This window comes from Shewanella sp. BF02_Schw (assembly GCF_014596695.2).
Taxonomy (GTDB): domain Bacteria; phylum Pseudomonadota; class Gammaproteobacteria; order Enterobacterales; family Shewanellaceae; genus Shewanella.
Map to the genome: position 1 here is coordinate 432642 of NZ_JABKAW020000001.1, position 19522 is coordinate 452163.

At 41.7% G+C, this 19522-nt stretch carries 17 protein-coding genes; 13 read left to right on the forward strand and 4 right to left on the reverse strand.

Annotated features, from left to right (window positions below; genetic code table 11):
* Window positions 1–99 precede the first annotated feature (99 nt).
* The 4 genes from HNW13_RS02060 to barA form a co-directional block, all read right to left on the reverse strand.
* A complete protein-coding gene (locus HNW13_RS02060; RefSeq protein WP_101085650.1) occupies window positions 100–1068 on the reverse strand; it encodes an AEC family transporter in 969 nt (322 codons plus the stop codon).
* A gap of 88 nt (window positions 1069–1156) precedes the next feature.
* Window positions 1157–1357 (reverse strand): DUF3319 domain-containing protein, encoded by a 201-nt coding sequence (locus tag HNW13_RS02065; RefSeq protein ID WP_192114441.1) that lies wholly within the window; start codon window positions 1355–1357, stop codon window positions 1157–1159.
* An 84-nt stretch (window positions 1358–1441) separates the two neighbouring features.
* Window positions 1442–2038 (reverse strand): YjaG family protein, encoded by a 597-nt coding sequence (locus HNW13_RS02070; RefSeq protein ID WP_101085646.1) that lies wholly within the window; start codon window positions 2036–2038, stop codon window positions 1442–1444.
* Window positions 2028–4886: a two-component sensor histidine kinase BarA gene (gene barA, locus HNW13_RS02075; RefSeq protein ID WP_162022550.1), complete on the reverse strand. Its 2859-nt coding sequence runs from the start codon at window positions 4884–4886 to the stop codon at window positions 2028–2030. Before barA ends, HNW13_RS02070 begins: the two co-directional genes overlap by 11 nt.
* A gap of 102 nt (window positions 4887–4988) precedes the next feature.
* On the opposite strand from barA, the gene rlmD reads away from it, so the two are divergent.
* The 13 genes from rlmD to rpoS all read left to right on the forward strand — a co-directional run bounded on the left by rlmD (window position 4989) and on the right by rpoS (window position 19273).
* Window positions 4989–6368, forward strand: coding sequence for a 23S rRNA (uracil(1939)-C(5))-methyltransferase RlmD (gene rlmD / locus HNW13_RS02080; RefSeq protein ID WP_192114442.1), 1380 nt, complete (start codon window positions 4989–4991; stop codon window positions 6366–6368).
* 184 nt (window positions 6369–6552) lie between these two features.
* The gene (gene relA, locus HNW13_RS02085; RefSeq protein WP_101085641.1) at window positions 6553–8760 is read left to right on the forward strand and encodes a GTP diphosphokinase; all 2208 of its coding nucleotides are present in this window, start codon (window positions 6553–6555) and stop codon (window positions 8758–8760) included.
* 91 nt (window positions 8761–8851) lie between these two features.
* Window positions 8852–9673 carry a nucleoside triphosphate pyrophosphohydrolase gene (gene mazG, locus HNW13_RS02090; protein WP_192114443.1) on the forward strand — a complete coding sequence of 274 codons (822 nt, stop codon included), beginning with the start codon at window positions 8852–8854 and terminating at the stop codon, window positions 9671–9673.
* A gap of 114 nt (window positions 9674–9787) precedes the next feature.
* Window positions 9788–11425, forward strand: a complete 1638-nt coding sequence (locus tag HNW13_RS02095; RefSeq protein ID WP_101085637.1) for a CTP synthase — start codon at window positions 9788–9790, stop codon at window positions 11423–11425.
* 274 nt (window positions 11426–11699) lie between these two features.
* A complete protein-coding gene (eno, locus tag HNW13_RS02100) occupies window positions 11700–13001 on the forward strand; it encodes a phosphopyruvate hydratase (RefSeq protein ID WP_101085635.1) in 1302 nt (433 codons plus the stop codon).
* 100 nt (window positions 13002–13101) lie between these two features.
* Complete coding sequence (gene ftsB / locus HNW13_RS02105; protein WP_101085633.1) at window positions 13102–13404, forward strand: cell division protein FtsB; 303 nt, start codon at window positions 13102–13104, stop codon at window positions 13402–13404.
* Window positions 13405–13465: 61 nt separating this feature from the next.
* A complete protein-coding gene (gene ispD / locus HNW13_RS02110; RefSeq protein ID WP_192114459.1) occupies window positions 13466–14164 on the forward strand; it encodes a 2-C-methyl-D-erythritol 4-phosphate cytidylyltransferase in 699 nt (232 codons plus the stop codon).
* Between the two features lie 61 nt (window positions 14165–14225).
* Window positions 14226–14705, forward strand: a complete 480-nt coding sequence (ispF, locus tag HNW13_RS02115) for a 2-C-methyl-D-erythritol 2,4-cyclodiphosphate synthase (protein WP_192114444.1) — start codon at window positions 14226–14228, stop codon at window positions 14703–14705.
* 27 nt (window positions 14706–14732) lie between these two features.
* Window positions 14733–15806, forward strand: coding sequence for a tRNA pseudouridine(13) synthase TruD (gene truD / locus HNW13_RS02120; RefSeq protein WP_182743623.1), 1074 nt, complete (start codon window positions 14733–14735; stop codon window positions 15804–15806).
* 3 nt (window positions 15807–15809) lie between these two features.
* On the forward strand, window positions 15810–16559 hold the full coding sequence (gene surE, locus HNW13_RS02125; RefSeq protein WP_162022554.1) for a 5'/3'-nucleotidase SurE: 750 nt from the start codon (window positions 15810–15812) through the stop codon (window positions 16557–16559).
* Window positions 16556–17191, forward strand: coding sequence for a protein-L-isoaspartate(D-aspartate) O-methyltransferase (locus HNW13_RS02130; protein ID WP_101086297.1), 636 nt, complete (start codon window positions 16556–16558; stop codon window positions 17189–17191). The genes surE and HNW13_RS02130 overlap by 4 nt, the downstream gene beginning before the upstream one ends.
* Window positions 17192–17293: 102 nt before the next feature.
* Window positions 17294–18223 carry a peptidoglycan DD-metalloendopeptidase family protein gene (locus tag HNW13_RS02135; protein WP_162022555.1) on the forward strand — a complete coding sequence of 310 codons (930 nt, stop codon included), beginning with the start codon at window positions 17294–17296 and terminating at the stop codon, window positions 18221–18223.
* A gap of 78 nt (window positions 18224–18301) precedes the next feature.
* On the forward strand, window positions 18302–19273 hold the full coding sequence (gene rpoS / locus HNW13_RS02140) for an RNA polymerase sigma factor RpoS (protein ID WP_101085622.1): 972 nt from the start codon (window positions 18302–18304) through the stop codon (window positions 19271–19273).
* Window positions 19274–19522 lie beyond the last annotated feature (249 nt).

Here is a 19522-nt window from a genome sequence, read left to right on the forward strand (position 1 = left end):
CCACTGTATTGATAAACAGTATATACTGATTTTATATACAGTAAAGTGGTTGAGGAATAATTATCGCTGACTATTTTATCATCTAGATTTGATTGATCATTAAGCAATGGATTTTAAAAGTGTTTCTATTATCGGCAAACTGATAAAAGTGATTAATGTGCCATATAAAATACCTTGGGCGCTGACATTGGCGTTAATTTGGTAGCGGTCGGCCAAAAGGTACACACTTGCTGCTGTCGGTAACGCTGCCAAAATGACTCCCATGGTCAGTAATTCCTTTTCTACGCCGAACAGTTTGAGTAAACCAAAGGCAATTAAAGGTTGAATAATTAGCTTGAGTAAATTGATTAAATTCAGTTCCGCAATCAAACCAACACTGAACATTTTTGTGCCAGATTGATGTCGTAATGCTTTGGCAAGTACCATTCCTATAGCAAACAGTGCACATGGGCTAGAGGTATTTCCCACCTGATGTAGCATTAAGGCCAAACTATCCGGTAAGGTAATATGCAGTGCTGATAAACCGATGCCAATAACACTGCCAACCACGATTGGGTTTTTATACAGGGCATTAGCCATGATGACGATGGCATGGTCGGTTGATTGTTTATCACGGCTGGCTAGCTCAATTGATACTAAAGCAAAAGCAAACATGAACACCGACAACAAGCTGGCAATCGCTGCAGCGACTAATGCCATTTTATGACCTGGGAATAATAAACTCAGCAAGGGAATGCCAATAAATGCGGTATTACCAAACGTAGCATTTAATGCGCGCATGGCGGCAACTGCTTGTTTTTTAGGTGTGCGAATTAGTGATACAACAATCACTAAAGCATAAGTGATGATCATCGCCAGACTAAACCCACCGATAAAGCCCCATTGAATAATGTCTTCAATGCGCGTTTCAGCTAGCACAATCAGTAATATAGCGGGGAAAGCAATGTAATAAACAAACTGATTGAGGATCAAATCGGTGTCTGCTGGCAACAGACGCATTTTTTGAACAATACTGCCGAGCAGCATAATAATAAATACAGCGATTAGCGGGGTAAGAATACTGGACATCCCTCGCAATTCCTTAGCAAAATGATAATAAGGTCACTTTACTGCTTTTCGGTAGGCGGATGCAATTAGGCTAAAGTTAAACGAGTGATTATTTGTCAGATTTTAAGGCTAAATTCGCTTTTGATATTTTCGGTGGAGGTAATATTCCAAGTTCAGAAAAAAAATGCACTTGCCGTCTTAACTCAAATAACGAACCCACTCGTACTTGATTGCCAATCACTAGCGTCCAGTTATCAGTTTTACCATTGGCGTTACTGAAAGTGAAACCTTGATAAAAAATTCTTCTCATGGCGCGACACCTAATAAAAAGCCTGAATAATTTCAGGCTAAATGACGTTTATTGGCAGTAACCGATCCGTGCTACAAGTTTTTGCTACAGGCTAATACCAATATTAGACACACCGGCTTCGATAATATCTTTACGTAAACCTTTAACCAGTTCGCTGGTTATGTCTGGATTAGCTTCGACAATGTCCAGTAACATGCCTTGTAATTCTTTTTCTTGTTCCATTACTGGGTGAGAAAAAACAAACTCATCGAGTTCTTCATCCATTAATGACTCATCGCTAATAGCTTCAATATAATTGGCGACAGTACTTGATGATAACTTACTGATGTTAGTAATATCTTCTTCAATTTTTCCATCTATCGCACCCATTAAGGTGGCAATGGCTACAGCCGCATCCATGGCGGGATAAGCACCATAGGCTTCAAACTCGCTAGGATCAGGGGTGTTTTCATCGAGGCGCTGTAAATGCACATCAATATTGAACTTAAGCTTTTTGTCATATTGGCTTTGCCATAACAACTCTAGCGCAGTACTTAATACCTGCGGTTGGCCAAATTCACATACTTCAGAAAATAATTGATAGTTTGGGAGCATTCTTTGACACAGTGCGAGTGCAAAAAGTTGCTTCTGAGGTAACGACAATGCCTTTAGGCGTTTAAAAAAACCGGTTTTACTGGTCATTGGGAACATCCACTGATAGCTGGTTTATCACTTGATTTGCAGCTGATTCTACCTTAGTTAACTCATCAAGTAACTCTAGTATTTCAGGTTCTAGGTCATCGATGTCAATTTTATGCTTTAATGCTGACTCAATATCCCGGCAGAGCTTTTGTGTTGTCGGTACACCGCAATAACATGTTGCACCATGCAGTTTATGCACTGCCTGCAACAGTGTCTCTGCATCTCTGGCTATTAACGCTTTATCGATAGTTGCGGTTGTTTCCGGTAATGAATTAACTAACATCTTTAACATGTCTAAGGCTAAATCAGTTTTCTGGTTTGCTTGGGTTAAACATAAATCCCAATTGAGAACATGGGTGTCGAAATGAGTAAATTGAGGTTTAATTATCCAGCGGCTGATAACGCTTTTTAGTGATAATTCATCAATCGGTTTAGGCAAGAAACCATCCATACCGCTAGCTAAAATATTCTCACGCTCTTCTGCTATAGCATGTGCCGTTACTGCAATAATCGGCGTATTACGGTTGAGTGATTCTGAACGTATTTGCTGGGTTGCGGTTATGCCGTCGGTTCCTGGCATTTGAATATCCATGAAGATTAGGTCAAATGCTTGTTTTTTAGCTTGTTGAATCGCATCGGCGCCATTATTAACGGTCACCACATTGTCGACTAGTTCTTTGAGCAAAGTATCAATTAACTTTAGATTGGCCATGTTGTCGTCAACGGCTAATACTGATGCATTGAGGCGTTGTGTTACATCAAGATTTATTTGCTCAGGTAAACTGACAAAAGTAGAAGGTACTGGTGGATATATTAAATGATGCGCTAGGGTAAAATCGCTCACTGGGGTGCTGAGCAATACATCTGCGTTGACTTTTAGCACATTGATTATCATGTCTTGGTCTAGACAGTCATGTAATAAAATCAGGCAGTCAGTATGTTGTTTGGCTTGCTGTAATAAATGGATAAAAGACGCATTGTCGGCAAAACCATGGCAGCTCATGATGATGTAATCAAATTTGCTGTTTTTAGTTTGTAACACGGAGGTGAGATTTTCTGGATTGGCCACATTAGTGATAATTAATTGCCACGACACTAAGCGGCGATTTAATGTATCGCGGGTTAATTCCCGTGGTTCATATAATAAGACTGATTTATGTTGTAATGCATCAACCGGCAACACTTCGCCAATTTCAAATTGACTGATCCCAAGTGGCAGAATAAACCAGAAATTTGAGCCTTTATTGGGGGCCGAGGTAAAGCCTATCTGGCCACCCATCTGGTTGATTAAGCGTTTAGTAATCACTAAGCCCAATCCTGTGCCTCCAAAGCGACGTGAAATGGATGAGTCGGCTTGACCAAATGCTTGGAATAAATATTCTTGCTGACTCTCATCAATACCAATACCGGTATCAATAACTTCGCAGCGCAGGGTAATGTTATCTTCGTCCTGACCCACTAAGTGTATTTTAAGTATGACACTGCCTTTGTCGGTAAACTTAATAGCGTTACCGACTAAGTTAGTAATAATCTGGCTGACTCTCATCGCGTCGCCACTGACACTTTCTGGCACATTAGCATCAATGTCGATAACCAGTTCTAGGCCTTTCTCTTGTGCACTACCGGCAATAATAGTCAGGGTTTCAGTTAGCGTTTCTCGCAGTGCAAAAGGCATTTTTTCTAATATCATTTTACCGGCTTCAAGTTTAGAGAAGTCGAGAATATCGTTAATAATACCGAGTAGGTTACTGGCGCTGCGTTCAATGGTTTTTATGTAGTCGAGCTGGCTAGTATGCAGAGGTGTTTTTAATAACTGTCTTGCAAATCCTATGACACCATTGAGTGGTGTACGTAACTCGTGCGACATGTTGGCTAAGAATTCTGATTTTATCCGACTCGCTTCAAGCGCGCGTTTTTTGGCAATATCGAGCTCAACGTTTTGAATTTCAATCTGCTCGAGGGTTTCGCGTAAATCAGAGGTTGCTTGATCAATATTTTGCTGCATTTCATCGTGATATTCTGACAATGAACTTGCCATTGCGTTGATCCCTCGTTTGAGTAGATCCAGTTCCCCAATCAAGTTGCCTTCTAGGCGAGTGTCGAGTTTACCTTCACGAATTTTGGCTACCACTCGCACCATTTCGGTAATGGGGTAGTTCACGTGTTTGACTAAGCGGAAGGTAAAAAATAGGTTAAATTGCACGCCGATTAATACGATAATAAACGCCGCTATAGCCGCTCGATGTTGTTCGAGCAAGGCGTTCTCTTTATTTAGTAATACTGATATGTAGCCTAATATTCGCTCTTGTTGATTATTGTAAATTGGCGCAACGACACCATTGGTAGAGGCATTATTATCGATGTCGCTGTTACTTTGACGATTTATACTGGCAACATGTTTTTGTTCTAACCCAGTATGGGATATTATTGGCACACGAATGACTAAGGTATCGCCAATCGTTTCATGTTCTGTACCGATTAAGTTTGCCAGCGTTTGTTTGTAACGCATCGTTTCAAAATCTTTGTGGTAGTGCGAAGTGACAAATAGTTGGTTTTCGGCATCAAAAACAGCAATAGATAAGATTAGCGATGCATTGTTTATCTGCGAGGCGGCGAGTAAAAGTTTAGTTGATTCACGGTCTTGAGTGATAATACCAAATTCACTGGCAATGGCTAATGGCTCAACAATGTTGCTGCCTTTTTCAATTAAGGTTTGTTCCAATTCATAAAAGCGGTTTATCGTGAAATAACTTCCAAGTAGAATACCCACTACAATAGTGGGCGCTAACGCAAGTACCAGAACCCAAGAGCGTAGGCTGTATTTGGTCATATTGTTGGCACTTTTCATGGCTGTTAGGTATATCCCTGTTACTAAATCGCTGTTATTCCGTCTAGACTGCCAGATATGGCGCACTCTTGACTAGTTTTTTATTCAATACCTGAGGCCGAAATGGCACAATTTTTCCAAGCAAAACCGAACAAATCTAAGCAATTATCAGCAAAGTTAAGCCTCAGTGTCACTCAACTTGACCATTTAGGTGCAGGCATAGCGCAACATCAAGGCAAAATAGTGTTTATTCCGGGAGTGTTACCGGGAGAGACCGCTACGGTGCAATTTGTCGAACAAAAGAAAAGCTACGCTAAAGCCAAGCTCATCACTATTGAGTCTGCATCGGCTAATCGAATCAAACCTCATTGCCCACATTATCAACAATGTGGCGGTTGTGATTTGCAGCACATGGACACTAATGCGCAACGCGAGCATAAGCAAACTGCCTTGGTTGATTTAATCAGCAAGCTGTCGAGTGCTAAAGCCATTGATGCTGATATTATCGCTGACCCTATAGTGGGTGAGGCCTGGCATTATCGCCGACGCGCAAGATTGGCCACATTATTTGATAAAAATACTCAGCGGTTACAACTTGGGTTTCGCGCCGGAAATAGCAATAAAATTGTTTCCATTCAGCAGTGCCCAGTGTTATCTGAGTCATTGTCTGCTTTGATTACTCCATTAGCGGCTAATTTAAATCAACTTAAAGCTAAGGCCAGTTTAGGGCACGTTGAACTCACCCAAGCTGATAACGGTAATTTTGCGGTACTAAGAGTGACTAAAGTGTTGCCAGCATCTGATATTCGCTGGTTAACGGGCTTTGCCGAAAAATACCAGCTTAACTTATTATTGCAAGATGATGCTGGTCAATTAACCCAATTGTTCCCCTTGCTGCCTGTTGTTGATGCCGCGGGTGATGAAGCTGTCGCGTTACCTTATTATCATCTTGCACAGGAGGCTGTTCGTTGTTCATTCACTCCTGGTAATTTTGTTCAAGTTAATGGTGCTATTAATCAGGCCATGGTCGATCAAGCCATCGAATGGTTAGACCCTCAACCAGGTGAGCGTATTTTAGACCTATTCTGTGGTGTGGGTAATTTCAGTTTACCGTTGGCATTAAAGGCAGCAGAAGTCATAGGTGTTGAAGGTGTGCCTGAAATGGTGCAACAAGCCAAGCAAAACGCTGTCGACAACCAATTGGATAATGTGACTTTCTATCATGCGGATTTAAGTGCTGATCTATCCACGCAAACATGGTTAGGCCAAATTGATAAACTGTTGCTGGACCCTGCTCGAGCAGGTGCTTTTGAAAGTTTACAATGGTTACAGAAAATGCAACCTAAAAAAGTGGTGTATGTTTCATGTAATCCGGCAAGTTTAGCGCGTGACAGTAGTGTATTATTAGCCCGTGGATATCGAATTGCCCAAGTGGGATTAGTCGATATGTTTCCGCAGACGCATCATATTGAAGCCATGGTGTTATTTGAATTAAATATTTAAACAACGATTTTTTAGCCGCTTACGATAAGTATGCTAAAAAATTGGCCAACTGAACGCTATTGAATTGACAAAATAATATTGCGCTTCAAGATAGGTTGTTCAGTTGGTGTTAACACCATATATGCACACTATGCCATGTGCATATGGTTGGATGTCAGTCGGTCATGCGGCTAAGGAAGGGTTCATGGTATCTGTTCGCGAAGCACATTTTAATACGCAAGTATTCCAATTAGATGAGTGGGTCGCTCGTTATCTCGACGACAAAGATGATGCTCAGAAGTTATTGGTATTGATCCAGCAAGTTGAGGCCTTACCGGTTAAAAACAAACTGGCTCATACTGAGCTGCTTGCGCGTGCTCGCGAAATGATCGAAATCTTAGCGCCGCTGAATATGGACATTGAAACGTTACAAGCCGCAGTATTATTTTTGCTATTCGATGCTGGCGTTCTCAATGACGAACAAATCCTAGAGCAATACGGTGAAAACCTTGCAAGGTTAGTTGCCAGCGTTGTGACCATGAATGCCATTGGCGCATTAAAAGTCAGTCAAAATTCGCGCGATGCCGAACCTCAAATAGATAACATCCGAAAAATGTTATTGGCCATGGTTGAAGATGTTCGTGCCGTAGTGATCAAATTAGCCGAACGCGTATGCTTACTGCGTGCGGTAAAAAACGCCGATGAAGAAACTCGGGTATTATTAGCACGAGAAATTGCTGATATTTATGCGCCATTAGCAAATCGCTTAGGCATTGGTCAATTAAAGTGGGAGCTTGAAGATATTTCTTTTCGCTACTTGCATCCAACTGTTTACAAAGACATTGCCAAACAGCTTGATGGCAAGCGTGTTGATCGTGAAGTGTTTATCGACAAGTTTGTGACTCAGTTGCAGCAGCGTTTAGATAGCGATGATATTCGCGCCAAAGTGTACGGCCGCCCTAAGCACATTTACAGTATTTGGCGAAAAATGAAGGGCAAAGATCTCAAGTTTGATGAGCTTTTTGACGTCCGAGCTGTCCGTATTGTCACCGAAAGATTACAAGATTGCTATGGCGCGTTAGGGGTTGTGCATGACCTTTGGCACCACATTCCGCGTGAGTTTGACGATTACGTAGCAAATCCAAAACCGAACGGCTATCAATCTATTCATACCGTAGTTGTTGGTCCTGAAGGCAAAACCGTAGAAATTCAAATTCGTACCGAGGCGATGCATCAAGATTCTGAACTTGGGGTTGCCGCGCACTGGAAATACAAAGAAGGTGCCAGCAATACCAAACAAACCGGTTACGAAGAAAAAATTAACTGGTTGCGTAAAATTTTACAGTGGCAAGAAGATGTCGCTGAAAGTGGTAATTTGGTTGACGAAGTCCGTAGCCAAGTATTTGAAGACCGAGTCTATGTATTTACCCCAAGTGGTGAGGTCGTTGACTTACCTTTAGGTTCTACCGTACTCGACTTTGCTTATTATATTCACTCTCAAGTGGGTCATAAGTGTATTGGTGCAAAAGTCGACGGCCGCATTGTGCCATTCACTTACCAAGTTGAAACGGGTGAGCGCATTGAAATTATCACGTCAAAAACACCCAATCCAAAACGTGACTGGCTCAATCTTAATTTAGGTTATATCAAGTCGTCACGTTCGCGTTCAAAAATTCAACATTGGTTTAAGCAACAAGACCGCGATAAAAATATTGCCGCGGGTAAAGAGATGCTTGAGTCTGAATTAGCCCGAGTGGGTCTTAAAGTTAAAGATGCGGCAGTGGCGGTAGAGCGCTTTAATTTAAACTCTATGGATGACATGCTGGCGGCTATCGGTGGCGGCGATTTACGCTTAAATCAAGTGGTTAATTTTACCGATACCAAAATTCGCAAAGTAGAAGACACTGACGAAAACTTACTTGAAGACATTATAAAGAAAGCGTCGCATAAGCCTAAAAAGTCGAGTAAAGGCCAAGTCGAAGTTAATGGTGTTGGTAATTTAATGAGCCACATTGCGCGTTGTTGCCAACCCGTTCCCGGCGATGAAATTTTTGGTTATATTACTATGGGACGGGGTATTTCTGTGCACCGTAGTGATTGCGAGCAAGTGAAAGAATTAATGCGTGCCCACCCAGAACGCAGTGTCGATGTGATTTGGGGTGAAAACTACTCTGGTGGTTATCGTATTCGCGTTAGAGTACTTGCCCATGATCGCAGTGGCTTATTACGAGATTTAACCACAGTGCTAGCGGCAGAGAAATCCAATGTGATGGCCATGAGTTCATCTTCTGATGTTAAAAGCCAAACGGCCACCGTAGAGCTTGAACTTGAATTGTATAATTTAGATGGCTTATCACGGATTCTCGGTAAACTGTCGCTTGTTGATGGTGTGATTGAGTCGCGCCGATTATAACGTAATTAACATCATGGACTTACCTTGAAGGCATCTACTTGTTAGGTGCCTTTTTTATTAGATTTTATCTTTACAATAGAGGACCGTTTCTGTGGCAGATATCCAATCGTTACTGACCATCATGCAGCAATTGCGTAACCCCGAGTCTGGTTGTCCTTGGGATCAAGCGCAAGATTTTGCCAGTATTGTGCCCTTTACCTTAGAAGAAGCTTACGAGGTTGTTGATACTATTGAGCGACAAGCATGGGAAGAGTTACCTGATGAACTGGGCGACTTATTGTTTCAGATAGTGTTTTATTGCCAATTAGGGCAAGAGCAAGGTAAGTTCGATTTTTCGACGGTAGTGGCGCGAATTAGCGAGAAGCTTATTCGCCGTCATCCACATGTATTTGCTCAGTCAGAAAACAACGTTGTTGGTGCCATCACCAATACTCACGATTTAAGCCAAGCGTGGGATTCGTTAAAAGCCAATGAACGTCAGCAAAAAAAATTGCACTCAGCGTTAGATGATATCCCTCATGCATTACCGGCATTATCTCGAGCACGAAAAATTCAACATCGAGTGGCTAAAGTCGGCTTTGATTGGGCCGAGCTTGAGCCTGTTGTCGCCAAAATACATGAAGAAATAGATGAAGTACTGGTAGAAGTTAATCTACGACATCAAGATCCTGAATTTTATCAACCGAGAATTGTTGATGAAATGGGCGATTTATTGTTTGCTGTAGTCAACCTTGCCCGTCATTTAAACGTTGATCCTGAACAAGCATTACGTCAAGCCAATTATAAATTTGAACGTAGATTTAGAGGGGTTGAGCAATGTGTAGACAATAGTGGTAAACCGATACAACAGCATAGCTTGGAAGAATTAGACCACTACTGGAATGTAGTAAAACAACACGAAAACATAAATTAAGCTAAAATTAGCGCGTTTAAGTTTGTCGAAACGAGGTGGCTTTGCTATAATATCGCCCCGTCCTAGTGCTTTCTTACAAGCACGTTTTTTCCAACACATTTTCTCAGGTTCAGCATGACTACAAGGTATATCTTCGTTACTGGTGGCGTTGTTTCATCACTAGGTAAAGGCATTGCAGCAGCTTCGCTCGCGGCAATTTTAGAGGCGCGTGGCCTCAATGTAACCATTATGAAACTTGACCCCTATATTAACGTCGATCCGGGTACCATGAGCCCAACTCAGCACGGTGAAGTTTTCGTGACTGAAGATGGTGCTGAAACCGATCTCGATTTAGGTCATTACGAACGTTTCATTCGTACTAAAATGAATCGTCGCAATAACTTTACTACTGGTCGTATTTACGAAGAAGTGATTAGTAAAGAACGTCGTGGTGATTATTTAGGCGCAACCATTCAGGTTATTCCACACATTACTAACGCGATTAAAGAAAAAGTGTTAGCTGGTGGTGAAGGCCATGATGTAGCGATTGTAGAAATCGGTGGCACGGTAGGTGACATTGAATCATTGCCGTTTCTTGAATCTATTCGTCAATTAGGTTCTGAATTAGGACGCGAACGTACACTATTTATGCATTTAACCTTAGTGCCGTTCTTAGGCGCTGCAGGCGAAATTAAAACCAAGCCGACGCAACACTCTGTTAAAGAGTTGCGTTCAATTGGTATTGCACCGGATGTACTGGTTTGTCGTGGCGACCGTGCAATTCCTGCCAATGAAAAAGCTAAAATTTCGTTATTCTGCAACGTAGAAGAACGTGCGGTTATTTCATTAAAAGACGTTGATAGCATCTACAAAATCCCAGCGTTATTACGCTCGCAAGGATTAGATGATTTAGTCATCAAACGTTTTAATTTAGCGTGTAACGAAGCTGATTTGTCTGAGTGGGAAAACGTTATTTATCAAGAAGCCAATCCAAATGGTGAAGTCACTATTGGTATGGTAGGTAAGTACATTGAACTCCCTGATGCATACAAGTCGGTGAATGAAGCATTAAAGCATGCAGGCTTAAAAAACCGTGTAACAGTGAACATTAAGTACATTGATTCACAAACAGTTGAAGCTAAAGGCGAAGAAGTGTTGCAAGGTCTAGACGGTATTTTAGTACCAGGCGGCTTTGGCGAACGTGGCGTAGAAGGCAAGATTTTTGCTGCCAAATTTGCTCGTGAAAACAATCTTCCGTACTTTGGTATCTGTTTAGGTATGCAAGTAGCATTAATTGAATTTGCTCGCCATGTAGCAGGTTTAGAAGGTGCGCACTCAACTGAGTTTAATCCACAGACACCTTATCCGGTAGTGGGTTTAATTACTGAGTGGATTAATGAAGAAGGGGATGTCGAAACGCGTCATGAGTCTTCAGATTTAGGTGGCACTATGCGTTTAGGCGCTCAGCTATGTCATTTAAAAGAAGGCACAAAAGCGGCATTAGCCTATGATTCTGCAACCTGTGTTGAACGTCATCGTCACCGTTACGAAGTGAATAACAACTACATCGATCGCCTAGAAAAGGCCGGCTTAGTGTTTAGTGGTTTATCATCTGATCGTAAACTGATTGAGATGATTGAATTGCCTAATCACCCATGGTTCGTTGCGAGTCAATTCCACCCGGAATTCACCTCAACACCGCGCGACGGTCATGCATTATTTGAAGGGTTCATAGCCGCTTCTTATGCGTATCAAAAACGCGATATCGATTAATGAATCAGCCGCTAATGTATCCATTAGCGGCTTTTTTATTCAAGATACTTGCGTTAGATCATATAATCGTATTGATGGCGTGTAACTGCAGTGAAAACTAAGTTGATGCAAAGTCTAATTCGATTTATCCTAAGCACTAACCGATTTAAAATTACTAAACTGAAAGTTATATACCAATAAATCTGCTTTTTTAAGTCTGTTATGTATTTTTATTGGTATTAACTTTTTATTTCTTTTAATTTTTTAATTTACTTACACAAAGTACGAGGGAATTATGGCTAACATCATTAAAGTGATTGGTCGCGAGATTATGGATTCGCGCGGTAACCCAACTGTAGAAGCAGAAGTGCATTTAGAAGGCGGTTTTATTGGTATGGCTGCGGCACCATCTGGCGCATCAACCGGTAGTCGCGAAGCATTAGAACTGCGTGACGGCGACAAAGCACGTTACTTAGGTAAAGGTGTTCTTAAAGCGGTTGCTGCTGTTAATGGCCCAATTGCTGAAGCACTAAAAGGTAAAGATGCATTGGCTCAAGCTGAACTTGACCAAATCATGATTGACTTAGACGGTACCGAAAATAAAGCAAAATTTGGCGCTAACGCCATTCTTGCTGTTTCTCTAGCAGTTGCAAAAGCTGCCGCTGCGGCTAAACACGTCCCTTTATATGCTCACATTGCTGATCTAAACGGTACACCAGGTGTTTACTCTATGCCTCTTCCAATGATGAACATCATCAATGGTGGCGAGCACGCCGATAACAGCGTTGATATTCAAGAGTTTATGATCCAACCTGTTGGCGCTAAAACTTTCCGTGAAGGCCTACGTATGGGCGCGGAAGTATTCCACAGCCTTGCTAAAGTACTTAAAGCTGACGGTCACTCAACTGCGGTTGGTGATGAAGGTGGTTTTGCTCCAAACTTAGCATCTAACGAAGCTGCACTTGCTGCAATCAAAGTTGCTGTTGCCAACGCCGGTTACGAGCTAGGTAAAGACATCACGTTAGCGATGGATTGTGCTGCTTCTGAATTTTACGACAAAGAAGCCAACATCTACGATCTTAAAGGTGAAGGCAAGAAGTTTACTTCTGAAGAATTTAACTTCTTCTTACAAGGTCTTACTGAACGCTACCCAATCGTTTCTATCGAAGATGGTCTGGACGAGTCTGACTGGGATGGTTTTGCTCACCAAACTAAACTAATGGGCGATAAAATCCAATTAGTGGGTGATGATCTATTCGTAACAAACACTAAAATCCTTAAGCGTGGTATCGACAACGGCATCGCTAACTCTATTTTAATTAAATTCAACCAAATCGGTACCTTAACCGAAACATTGGCTGCAATTAAAATGGCTAAAGATGCAGGCTTTACTGTTGTTATCTCTCATCGTAGTGGCGAGACAGAAGATTCAACGATTGCTGATTTAGCTGTTGGTACCGCGGCTGGCCAAATCAAAACGGGTTCACTAAGTCGTAGTGACCGTGTTGCCAAATATAACCAATTGCTACGTATCGAAGAAGCTCTAGGTTCAAAAGCACCATACAACGGTCTTAAAGAAGTGAAAGGCCAAGGATAATATTTTTGCTTTAGCTTAAAAAGGCCACCACTCGGTGGCCTTTTTTGTTGTACTATAACGGACATATTTTCTAAGGATTACTTCGACATAAGTTAATATTATGAAGCAACTAATATTTTTACTGATTTGTTTATTGTCACTTTTACAGTACCGGCTTTGGTTGGGCGATAACAATTTGTCAGAATATGTCTTATTGCAAACCCAAATAGCAGGCCAAGAACAAAGTAATGGCAAGCTTGTCGCTCGAAATCAAATTCTTAAAGAAGAAATTATCGATTTGAAAAGTGGCACAGAAGCCATTGAAGAACGTGCCCGTAACGAATTAGGTATGGTGAAAGACGGCGAAACGTTTTATCGGGTCGTGGGTAGCGAACTACGTGAACGGAACCCATTTAATCGTTAACGCAGGTTGCACAGCAGGTTTAACCCTCAGTCATATTACTTTAAATATTGGTACTGCATATATGTCAAACAATCCTCGTTCCATTATTGCAATTGTGCCTGCTGCAGGTGTTGGCAGTCGCATGGGGGCTGACAAACCTAAGCAATATTTAATGCTTGGCCAACAAAGCATTCTCGGCCATACATTAGATACATTGTTAGCTCACCCTGATATAGCTCAGGTTATTGTTGCATTGCATCCACAAGATAATTATTTTAGCCAATTACCACAATCTCAACATCCTAAGTTAACCCAAGTTGTTGGTGGTGGAGAGCGTGCTGATTCTGTTTTAGCTGCGTTAGACTATGCGCATAGTCATAATCCAGATGCGTGGGCTCTTGTTCATGACGCGGCAAGACCTTGTGTAACCCACCAAGATATTACCCAATTGATTGAGTCGGTAGCTATTCATCCTCAGGGTGCCATTCTTGCTGCACCCGTTCGCGACACCATGAAGCGCAGTAACGCCAGTGGTCATATTGTTCATACTGTCGACCGCTCGTTGCTATGGCATGCATTAACGCCGCAGTATTTCCCGGTCTCGATTTTACGAACCCACTTATCGGCAGCATTAGCGGCGCAGGTACCTATTACTGATGAAGCCAGTGCCATGGAATGGGCTGGTATTATGCCGGGATTGGTTAATGGCCGAATGGATAATATCAAAGTGACTCATCCAGATGATTTACAGTTGGCAACTCTGTTTCTGGCGCAACAATAATTACCTGAAATAACCACACTCGTTAATATTAGTTCAAAGCAAGTTAAGATAAGGTTTTTAAATGAATATTCGTATCGGCCATGGTTTTGATGTACATAAATTTGGCGATGATAGCCCATTGATTTTAGGTGGTGTTACTGTTCCTTATGACTGTGGACTGATTGCCCATTCTGACGGTGATGTGGTACTGCATGCCATTAGTGATGCGATATTAGGGGCGATGGCGTTAGGTGATATCGGTAAACATTTCCCTGATACTGATGCTAATTTTGCTGGTGCCGATAGTCGAGTGCTATTAAGACACTGTTATCAACTTGCACTGCAAAAGCAGTTTGTTTTAGGTAATCTAGATGTCACCATTATTGCTCAAGCACCTAAGATGGCACCCCATATTGAAGCCATACGTCAGTGCTTAAGTGCTGACTTACAAACAGATATCGATAATATTAATGTTAAAGCGACGACTACCGAAAATCTCGGTTTTACTGGACGTAAAGAAGGCATTGCTGTTGAAGCTGTTGTGTTGATGAAGAGCCAATAACCTACAAAATATAGAGAGTTCTGTCACATGAAAGAATTACATTACCTATTTGGTAAACCAATAAGCCAAGCTGATTTACGTACCAATAACAGCGACTTTATTGTTAAAGAAATTTTGCCTTTTACCCCAACAGGGGAAGGCGAGCATCATATGCTTCATGTACGTAAAAATGGCATGAATACCGTATATGTTGCTGAAATATTAGCTAAATTTGCTAAAGTGCATCCCAAAGAAGTGACCTATGCCGGTCAGAAAGACAAAAATGCTATTACTGAACAATGGTTCGGCATACGTATTCCTGGTAAAGAAACGCCAGAGTGGACAGAGCTAAATGACGATAAATTAACCATTCTGTCGAGCAGTCGTCACAGTAAAAAACTGCGCATCGGCGCCTTACTTGGAAATCGATTTGTACTGACATTGCGTAATATCAATGATACTGCTGATGTCGAATCTCGTTTACAGCAGATAGCCAAACTCGGTGTCCCTAATTATTTTGGTGAGCAGCGCTTTGGCCATGATGGTAAAAACCTAATCTTAGGTCGACAAATGCTCAGTGGTGGTCGAAACATAAAAGATCGCCATAAGCGCAGCATGTATTTATCGGCCGTGCGTTCCAATATATTCAATCAGGTAGTGTCATTTCGTTTAGCTAATCATCAGGTCGATACCGTCGCTGGCGATTGCGTGATGTTAGCTGGCAGTAAAAGCTATTTTACCGCCGAAGTATGGGATGATGTTCTCAACAGCCGCTTAGCTGAAAAAGATATTCAACTTTCAGCTCCTCTTTGGGGACGGGGAACACCATTAGCACAAGGTGAGGCATTAGCTTTAGAGTTAACGCCATTAGCTGAATTATCGGCCGATTTACAGGGACTCGAAGAAGCGGGTTTATCGCAAGAGAGACGGCCATTATTACTTGAGCCTCAAGGAATGAAATGGCAGTTTGATGCTGATACGCTCACACTTGAATTTGTGTTACCTGCAGGGAGTTATGCCACCTCGGTGCTACGCGAGCTCGCTGATTACCAAGATGTCCAAGAGTCGCAACGAAAAGTCATGGTTGCCGAGCAACAAGCACAAACAAATGAAGAGTGTTAATTAATGATTAATATTTTAGTCAGTAATGATGATGGCGTGAGAGCCCCCGGTATCATTGCATTAACCCACGCATTGAGTGAGTTTGCGCAAGTATTAACTGTTGCACCGGATCGTAATTGCTCTGGTGCGAGCAATTCATTAACCTTGACTAATCCATTAAGAATTAATAACTTAGAAAATGGCTATGTTTCGGTTAATGGTACACCGACAGATTGTGTGCATCTCGCGATTAGGCAATTGTGTCAAACCGAACCTGATATTGTCGTTTCTGGCATTAATGCCGGGGCGAATATGGGGGATGACACTTTATATTCAGGCACTGTTGCAGCTGCAATGGAGGGACGTTTTTTAGGTTTACCTGCCATTGCTGTGTCACTGGTTGGAAAATCATTAATCCATTACGATACAGCAGCTGTTTACGCAGCCAAAATTGTAAAAGGGTTGCTGCAACATCCTATTAGTCGTGATCAAATTTTGAATGTTAATGTTCCAGATTTACCTTTAGCACAAATTAAAGGGATTAAAGTTACCCGTTTAGGAGCGCGACATAAAGCCGAAGGTATGATAAAAACCCAAGATCCAGCGGGTAAAGATATATACTGGCTTGGTCCTGTTGGCAGTGAACAAGATTCCGGTGAAGGGACTGACTTTGGTGCTGTAGCTGCGGGATATGTATCTATAACGCCACTCACGGTAGACTTAACGGCATACAATCAACTTGATGGATTAGCCGATTGGATAATAAAAATATGACTCGTGTAGCTTCTACATCAGCAATGAATTTGGCCAAAAAGCTGGCCGAGGCAGGGATTCGACATCCTGCGGTATTGCATGCTGTAGCAACAACACCACGTGAATTGTTCCTTGATGGTGCATTAGCTCATAAGGCGTATGAGAATACGGCATTACCTATCGGGCAGGGACAGACAATTTCGCAGCCTTATATTGTGGCTCGAATGACTGAACTGTTGCTGCAACATAATCCTCAAAAAGTGTTAGAAATTGGCACTGGTTCAGGTTACCAAGCCGCTGTTTTAGCATCGTTAATTCCAGAGTTATTCACAATTGAGCGTATAAAAGCATTACAAATACAAGCTCGTCAAAGACTAAAACGTCTAGATTTACATAATGTCGCATTCAAATATGGTGATGGTTGGCAAGGGTGGTCAAACCGTGGACCATTTGATGGCATAATGGTGACCGCTGCTGCTGCGACAGTACCTCAAGCATTGCTTGAACAATTATCCGAACATGGAGTATTGATTATTCCGGTAGGAGAAGACACCCAGCAATTACTCAAAATTACCCGCATTGGACAGACATTCAAATCTGAGATAATAGAGGCCGTTAAATTTGTTCCTCTCATTAATGGAGATTTGGCTTAGTTAACACGATACAAATGAACTTTATCCATTATTGATATTTTCGTTTGGAGTAAGCTTATTTAGCTTAACAATCACCTATTTCCCCGTTAAGGACTTTGTTTGATGAATACCGGTTGGCCCAACTTTGTGGTCTTAGCAATCATGCTCACTGGATGCAGCTTTCAAGCTGATCGTCCCGCACCGGTAGACAGCTTATCGTCAAAAAATCATGGTCCTCGGTATCATAAAGGCTCATTAAAAACCGATAAATATAAAGTACAGAAAGGTGACACACTTTATTCAATAGCTTGGGGGGCTGGACGTAATTTTGTCGAAGTTGCCCGTTTGAATCGTTTATCGGCTCCTTATACTATTTATCCTGGGCAAACGCTTAATTTAGCCACTACAAATAATAGTCAATCGGCACCTGCTCGAGCATCCCAACCTTCTGTTAATTCAGTACAAACCCAAGCCGTTACTAAACCCTATATTTCGAGTTCGAATAGTTCTATATTAAAAACAATCAAACCTACGGTTGCGCCAAACCCAGTCCCAGCAGTTGTTTCAGTCAGAACGAAAAAAGATCTTGATCACAAAGTGAAGCCTGCGTATTCTGTAACAACTACCCAACAAACAATTAACCAAAGTGCGAGTGGTTCTGTCGCTAATTTGCCACAGCAAGTTCAGCAATGGCACTGGCCAGTTAGAGGCCGAATAGTTGGATATTTTTCGGCATCAGAACAAGGCAATCAAGGTATAAAGATTGCTGGTAATCGCGGCGATATTATTAAAGCCGCAGCAGATGGGAGAGTCGTGTATGCCGGTAATGCACTGCGCGGGTATGGCAACTTAGTTATTATCAAACACAATGATGATTTTTTAAGTGCTTATGCGCATGCCGACACGATATTGGTTAAAGAAAAGCAATATGTGAGTGCAGGACAAACAGTTGCAAAAATGGGCAGTACCGGGACACACCAAGTAATGCTTCACTTTGAAGTACGATTTCATGGTAAGTCTGTCAACCCATTACGATATCTACCTAAACAGTAATTGTTTAGCAACATAAATAACGGAGGATAAGCAAGTGAAGTAGATTAAATACCACAAATTAGGTTTGGGAGAGCAATTATGAGCCGCAAAAATAATACTGCTTCAGCAGAATATCTTGTCGATCTAGCTAAACAACCACCAGAAGTTGCAACCGGTAAACGCGATTTGGTGCAACAACTTGATATTGAAGAAAAAGTCCAAGATGACTTACAAAAAAATTTAGACGCTACTCAATTATATTTAGGTGAAATAGGTTTTTCTCCGCTACTGACAGCAGAGGAAGAAGTGTTTTTTTCACGTAAATCCCTCAAAGGCTGCGAAAAGTCTCGCAACCGCATGATAGAAAGTAACCTCCGTCTTGTTGTTAAAATTTCCAGAAGATATAACAATCGTGGTTTAGCGCTGCTCGATCTGATCGAAGAAGGCAATTTAGGCTTAATTCGTGCGGTTGAAAAGTTTGATCCTGAGCGTGGTTTCCGTTTTTCCACTTATGCAACGTGGTGGATCAGACAAACCATTGAACGGGCGATCATGAACCAGACTCGCACTATCCGTCTACCAATTCATATTGTAAAAGAATTAAATGTGTACTTGCGTACAGCAAGACAGCTTGCCCAAAAACTTGATCACGAACCGACCGCAGAAGAGATCGCCGAAAAGTTAGATGTGTCGACCGGTGATGTTAGCCGTATGCTGAAGTTAAACGAAAGAATTACTTCGGTAGACTCGCCTCTGAGTGGCGATAATGAGAAGGCATTATTAGATGTTATTGCTGATGATGATTCTGTTGGCCCTGATTATCGGGTACAAAATGAAGATTTATCTAATTCGATAGTGGGCTGGTTAAACGAATTAAACACTAAACAACGCGAAGTGTTAGCAAGACGTTTTGGTTTACTCGGATATGAACCTTCAACATTAGAGAATGTCGGTGCCGAAATTGGTTTAACACGTGAGCGTGTACGTCAAATTCAAGTCGAAGCGCTTAAACGCTTAAAAGATTTACTTGGGGCGCAAGGACTGTCGGTTGAAGCATTATTCAGAGATTAATGGATAGTGAACGTTTATTGTGAATATTAGGCGGTTGACTATCATCAACACACAAATGATATGTCATCATTAATGTGTCAATAAGGTCAATTAAGGTATTGCGATATTAGGGTTAAAACCTATATGAGCATTTTAATTTTGCTCATGCGCTTAGGTTTATCCTACTAATCGCCAACTTAATTTAAGCGTTGTGTAGTGGCAACTTGACGATATAACCTAGGTATTACTGATAGTATTTTAATACTGTTG

Excerpts from the sequence above, each read along its gene's own strand:
- ftsB (WP_101085633.1), top strand. The coding sequence starts at position 13,102 with ATGAAGCAACTAATATTTTTACTGATTTGTTTATTGTCACTTTTACAG.
- ispF (WP_192114444.1), top strand. The coding sequence starts at position 14,226 with ATGAATATTCGTATCGGCCATGGTTTTGATGTACATAAATTTGGCGAT.
- truD (WP_182743623.1), top strand. The coding sequence starts at position 14,733 with ATGAAAGAATTACATTACCTATTTGGTAAACCAATAAGCCAAGCTGAT.
- HNW13_RS02135 (WP_162022555.1), top strand. The coding sequence starts at position 17,294 with ATGAATACCGGTTGGCCCAACTTTGTGGTCTTAGCAATCATGCTCACT.
- HNW13_RS02070 (WP_101085646.1), bottom strand. The coding sequence starts at position 2,038 with ATGACCAGTAAAACCGGTTTTTTTAAACGCCTAAAGGCATTGTCGTTA.
- surE (WP_162022554.1), top strand. The coding sequence starts at position 15,810 with ATGATTAATATTTTAGTCAGTAATGATGATGGCGTGAGAGCCCCCGGT.
- rpoS (WP_101085622.1), top strand. The coding sequence starts at position 18,302 with ATGAGCCGCAAAAATAATACTGCTTCAGCAGAATATCTTGTCGATCTA.
- HNW13_RS02060 (WP_101085650.1), bottom strand. The coding sequence starts at position 1,068 with ATGTCCAGTATTCTTACCCCGCTAATCGCTGTATTTATTATTATGCTG.
- HNW13_RS02065 (WP_192114441.1), bottom strand. The coding sequence starts at position 1,357 with ATGAGAAGAATTTTTTATCAAGGTTTCACTTTCAGTAACGCCAATGGT.
- HNW13_RS02095 (WP_101085637.1), top strand. The coding sequence starts at position 9,788 with ATGACTACAAGGTATATCTTCGTTACTGGTGGCGTTGTTTCATCACTA.
- ispD (WP_192114459.1), top strand. The coding sequence starts at position 13,466 with ATGTCAAACAATCCTCGTTCCATTATTGCAATTGTGCCTGCTGCAGGT.
- relA (WP_101085641.1), top strand. The coding sequence starts at position 6,553 with ATGGTATCTGTTCGCGAAGCACATTTTAATACGCAAGTATTCCAATTA.
- barA (WP_162022550.1), bottom strand. The coding sequence starts at position 4,886 with ATGAAAAGTGCCAACAATATGACCAAATACAGCCTACGCTCTTGGGTT.
- rlmD (WP_192114442.1), top strand. The coding sequence starts at position 4,989 with ATGGCACAATTTTTCCAAGCAAAACCGAACAAATCTAAGCAATTATCA.
- HNW13_RS02130 (WP_101086297.1), top strand. The coding sequence starts at position 16,556 with ATGACTCGTGTAGCTTCTACATCAGCAATGAATTTGGCCAAAAAGCTG.
- eno (WP_101085635.1), top strand. The coding sequence starts at position 11,700 with ATGGCTAACATCATTAAAGTGATTGGTCGCGAGATTATGGATTCGCGC.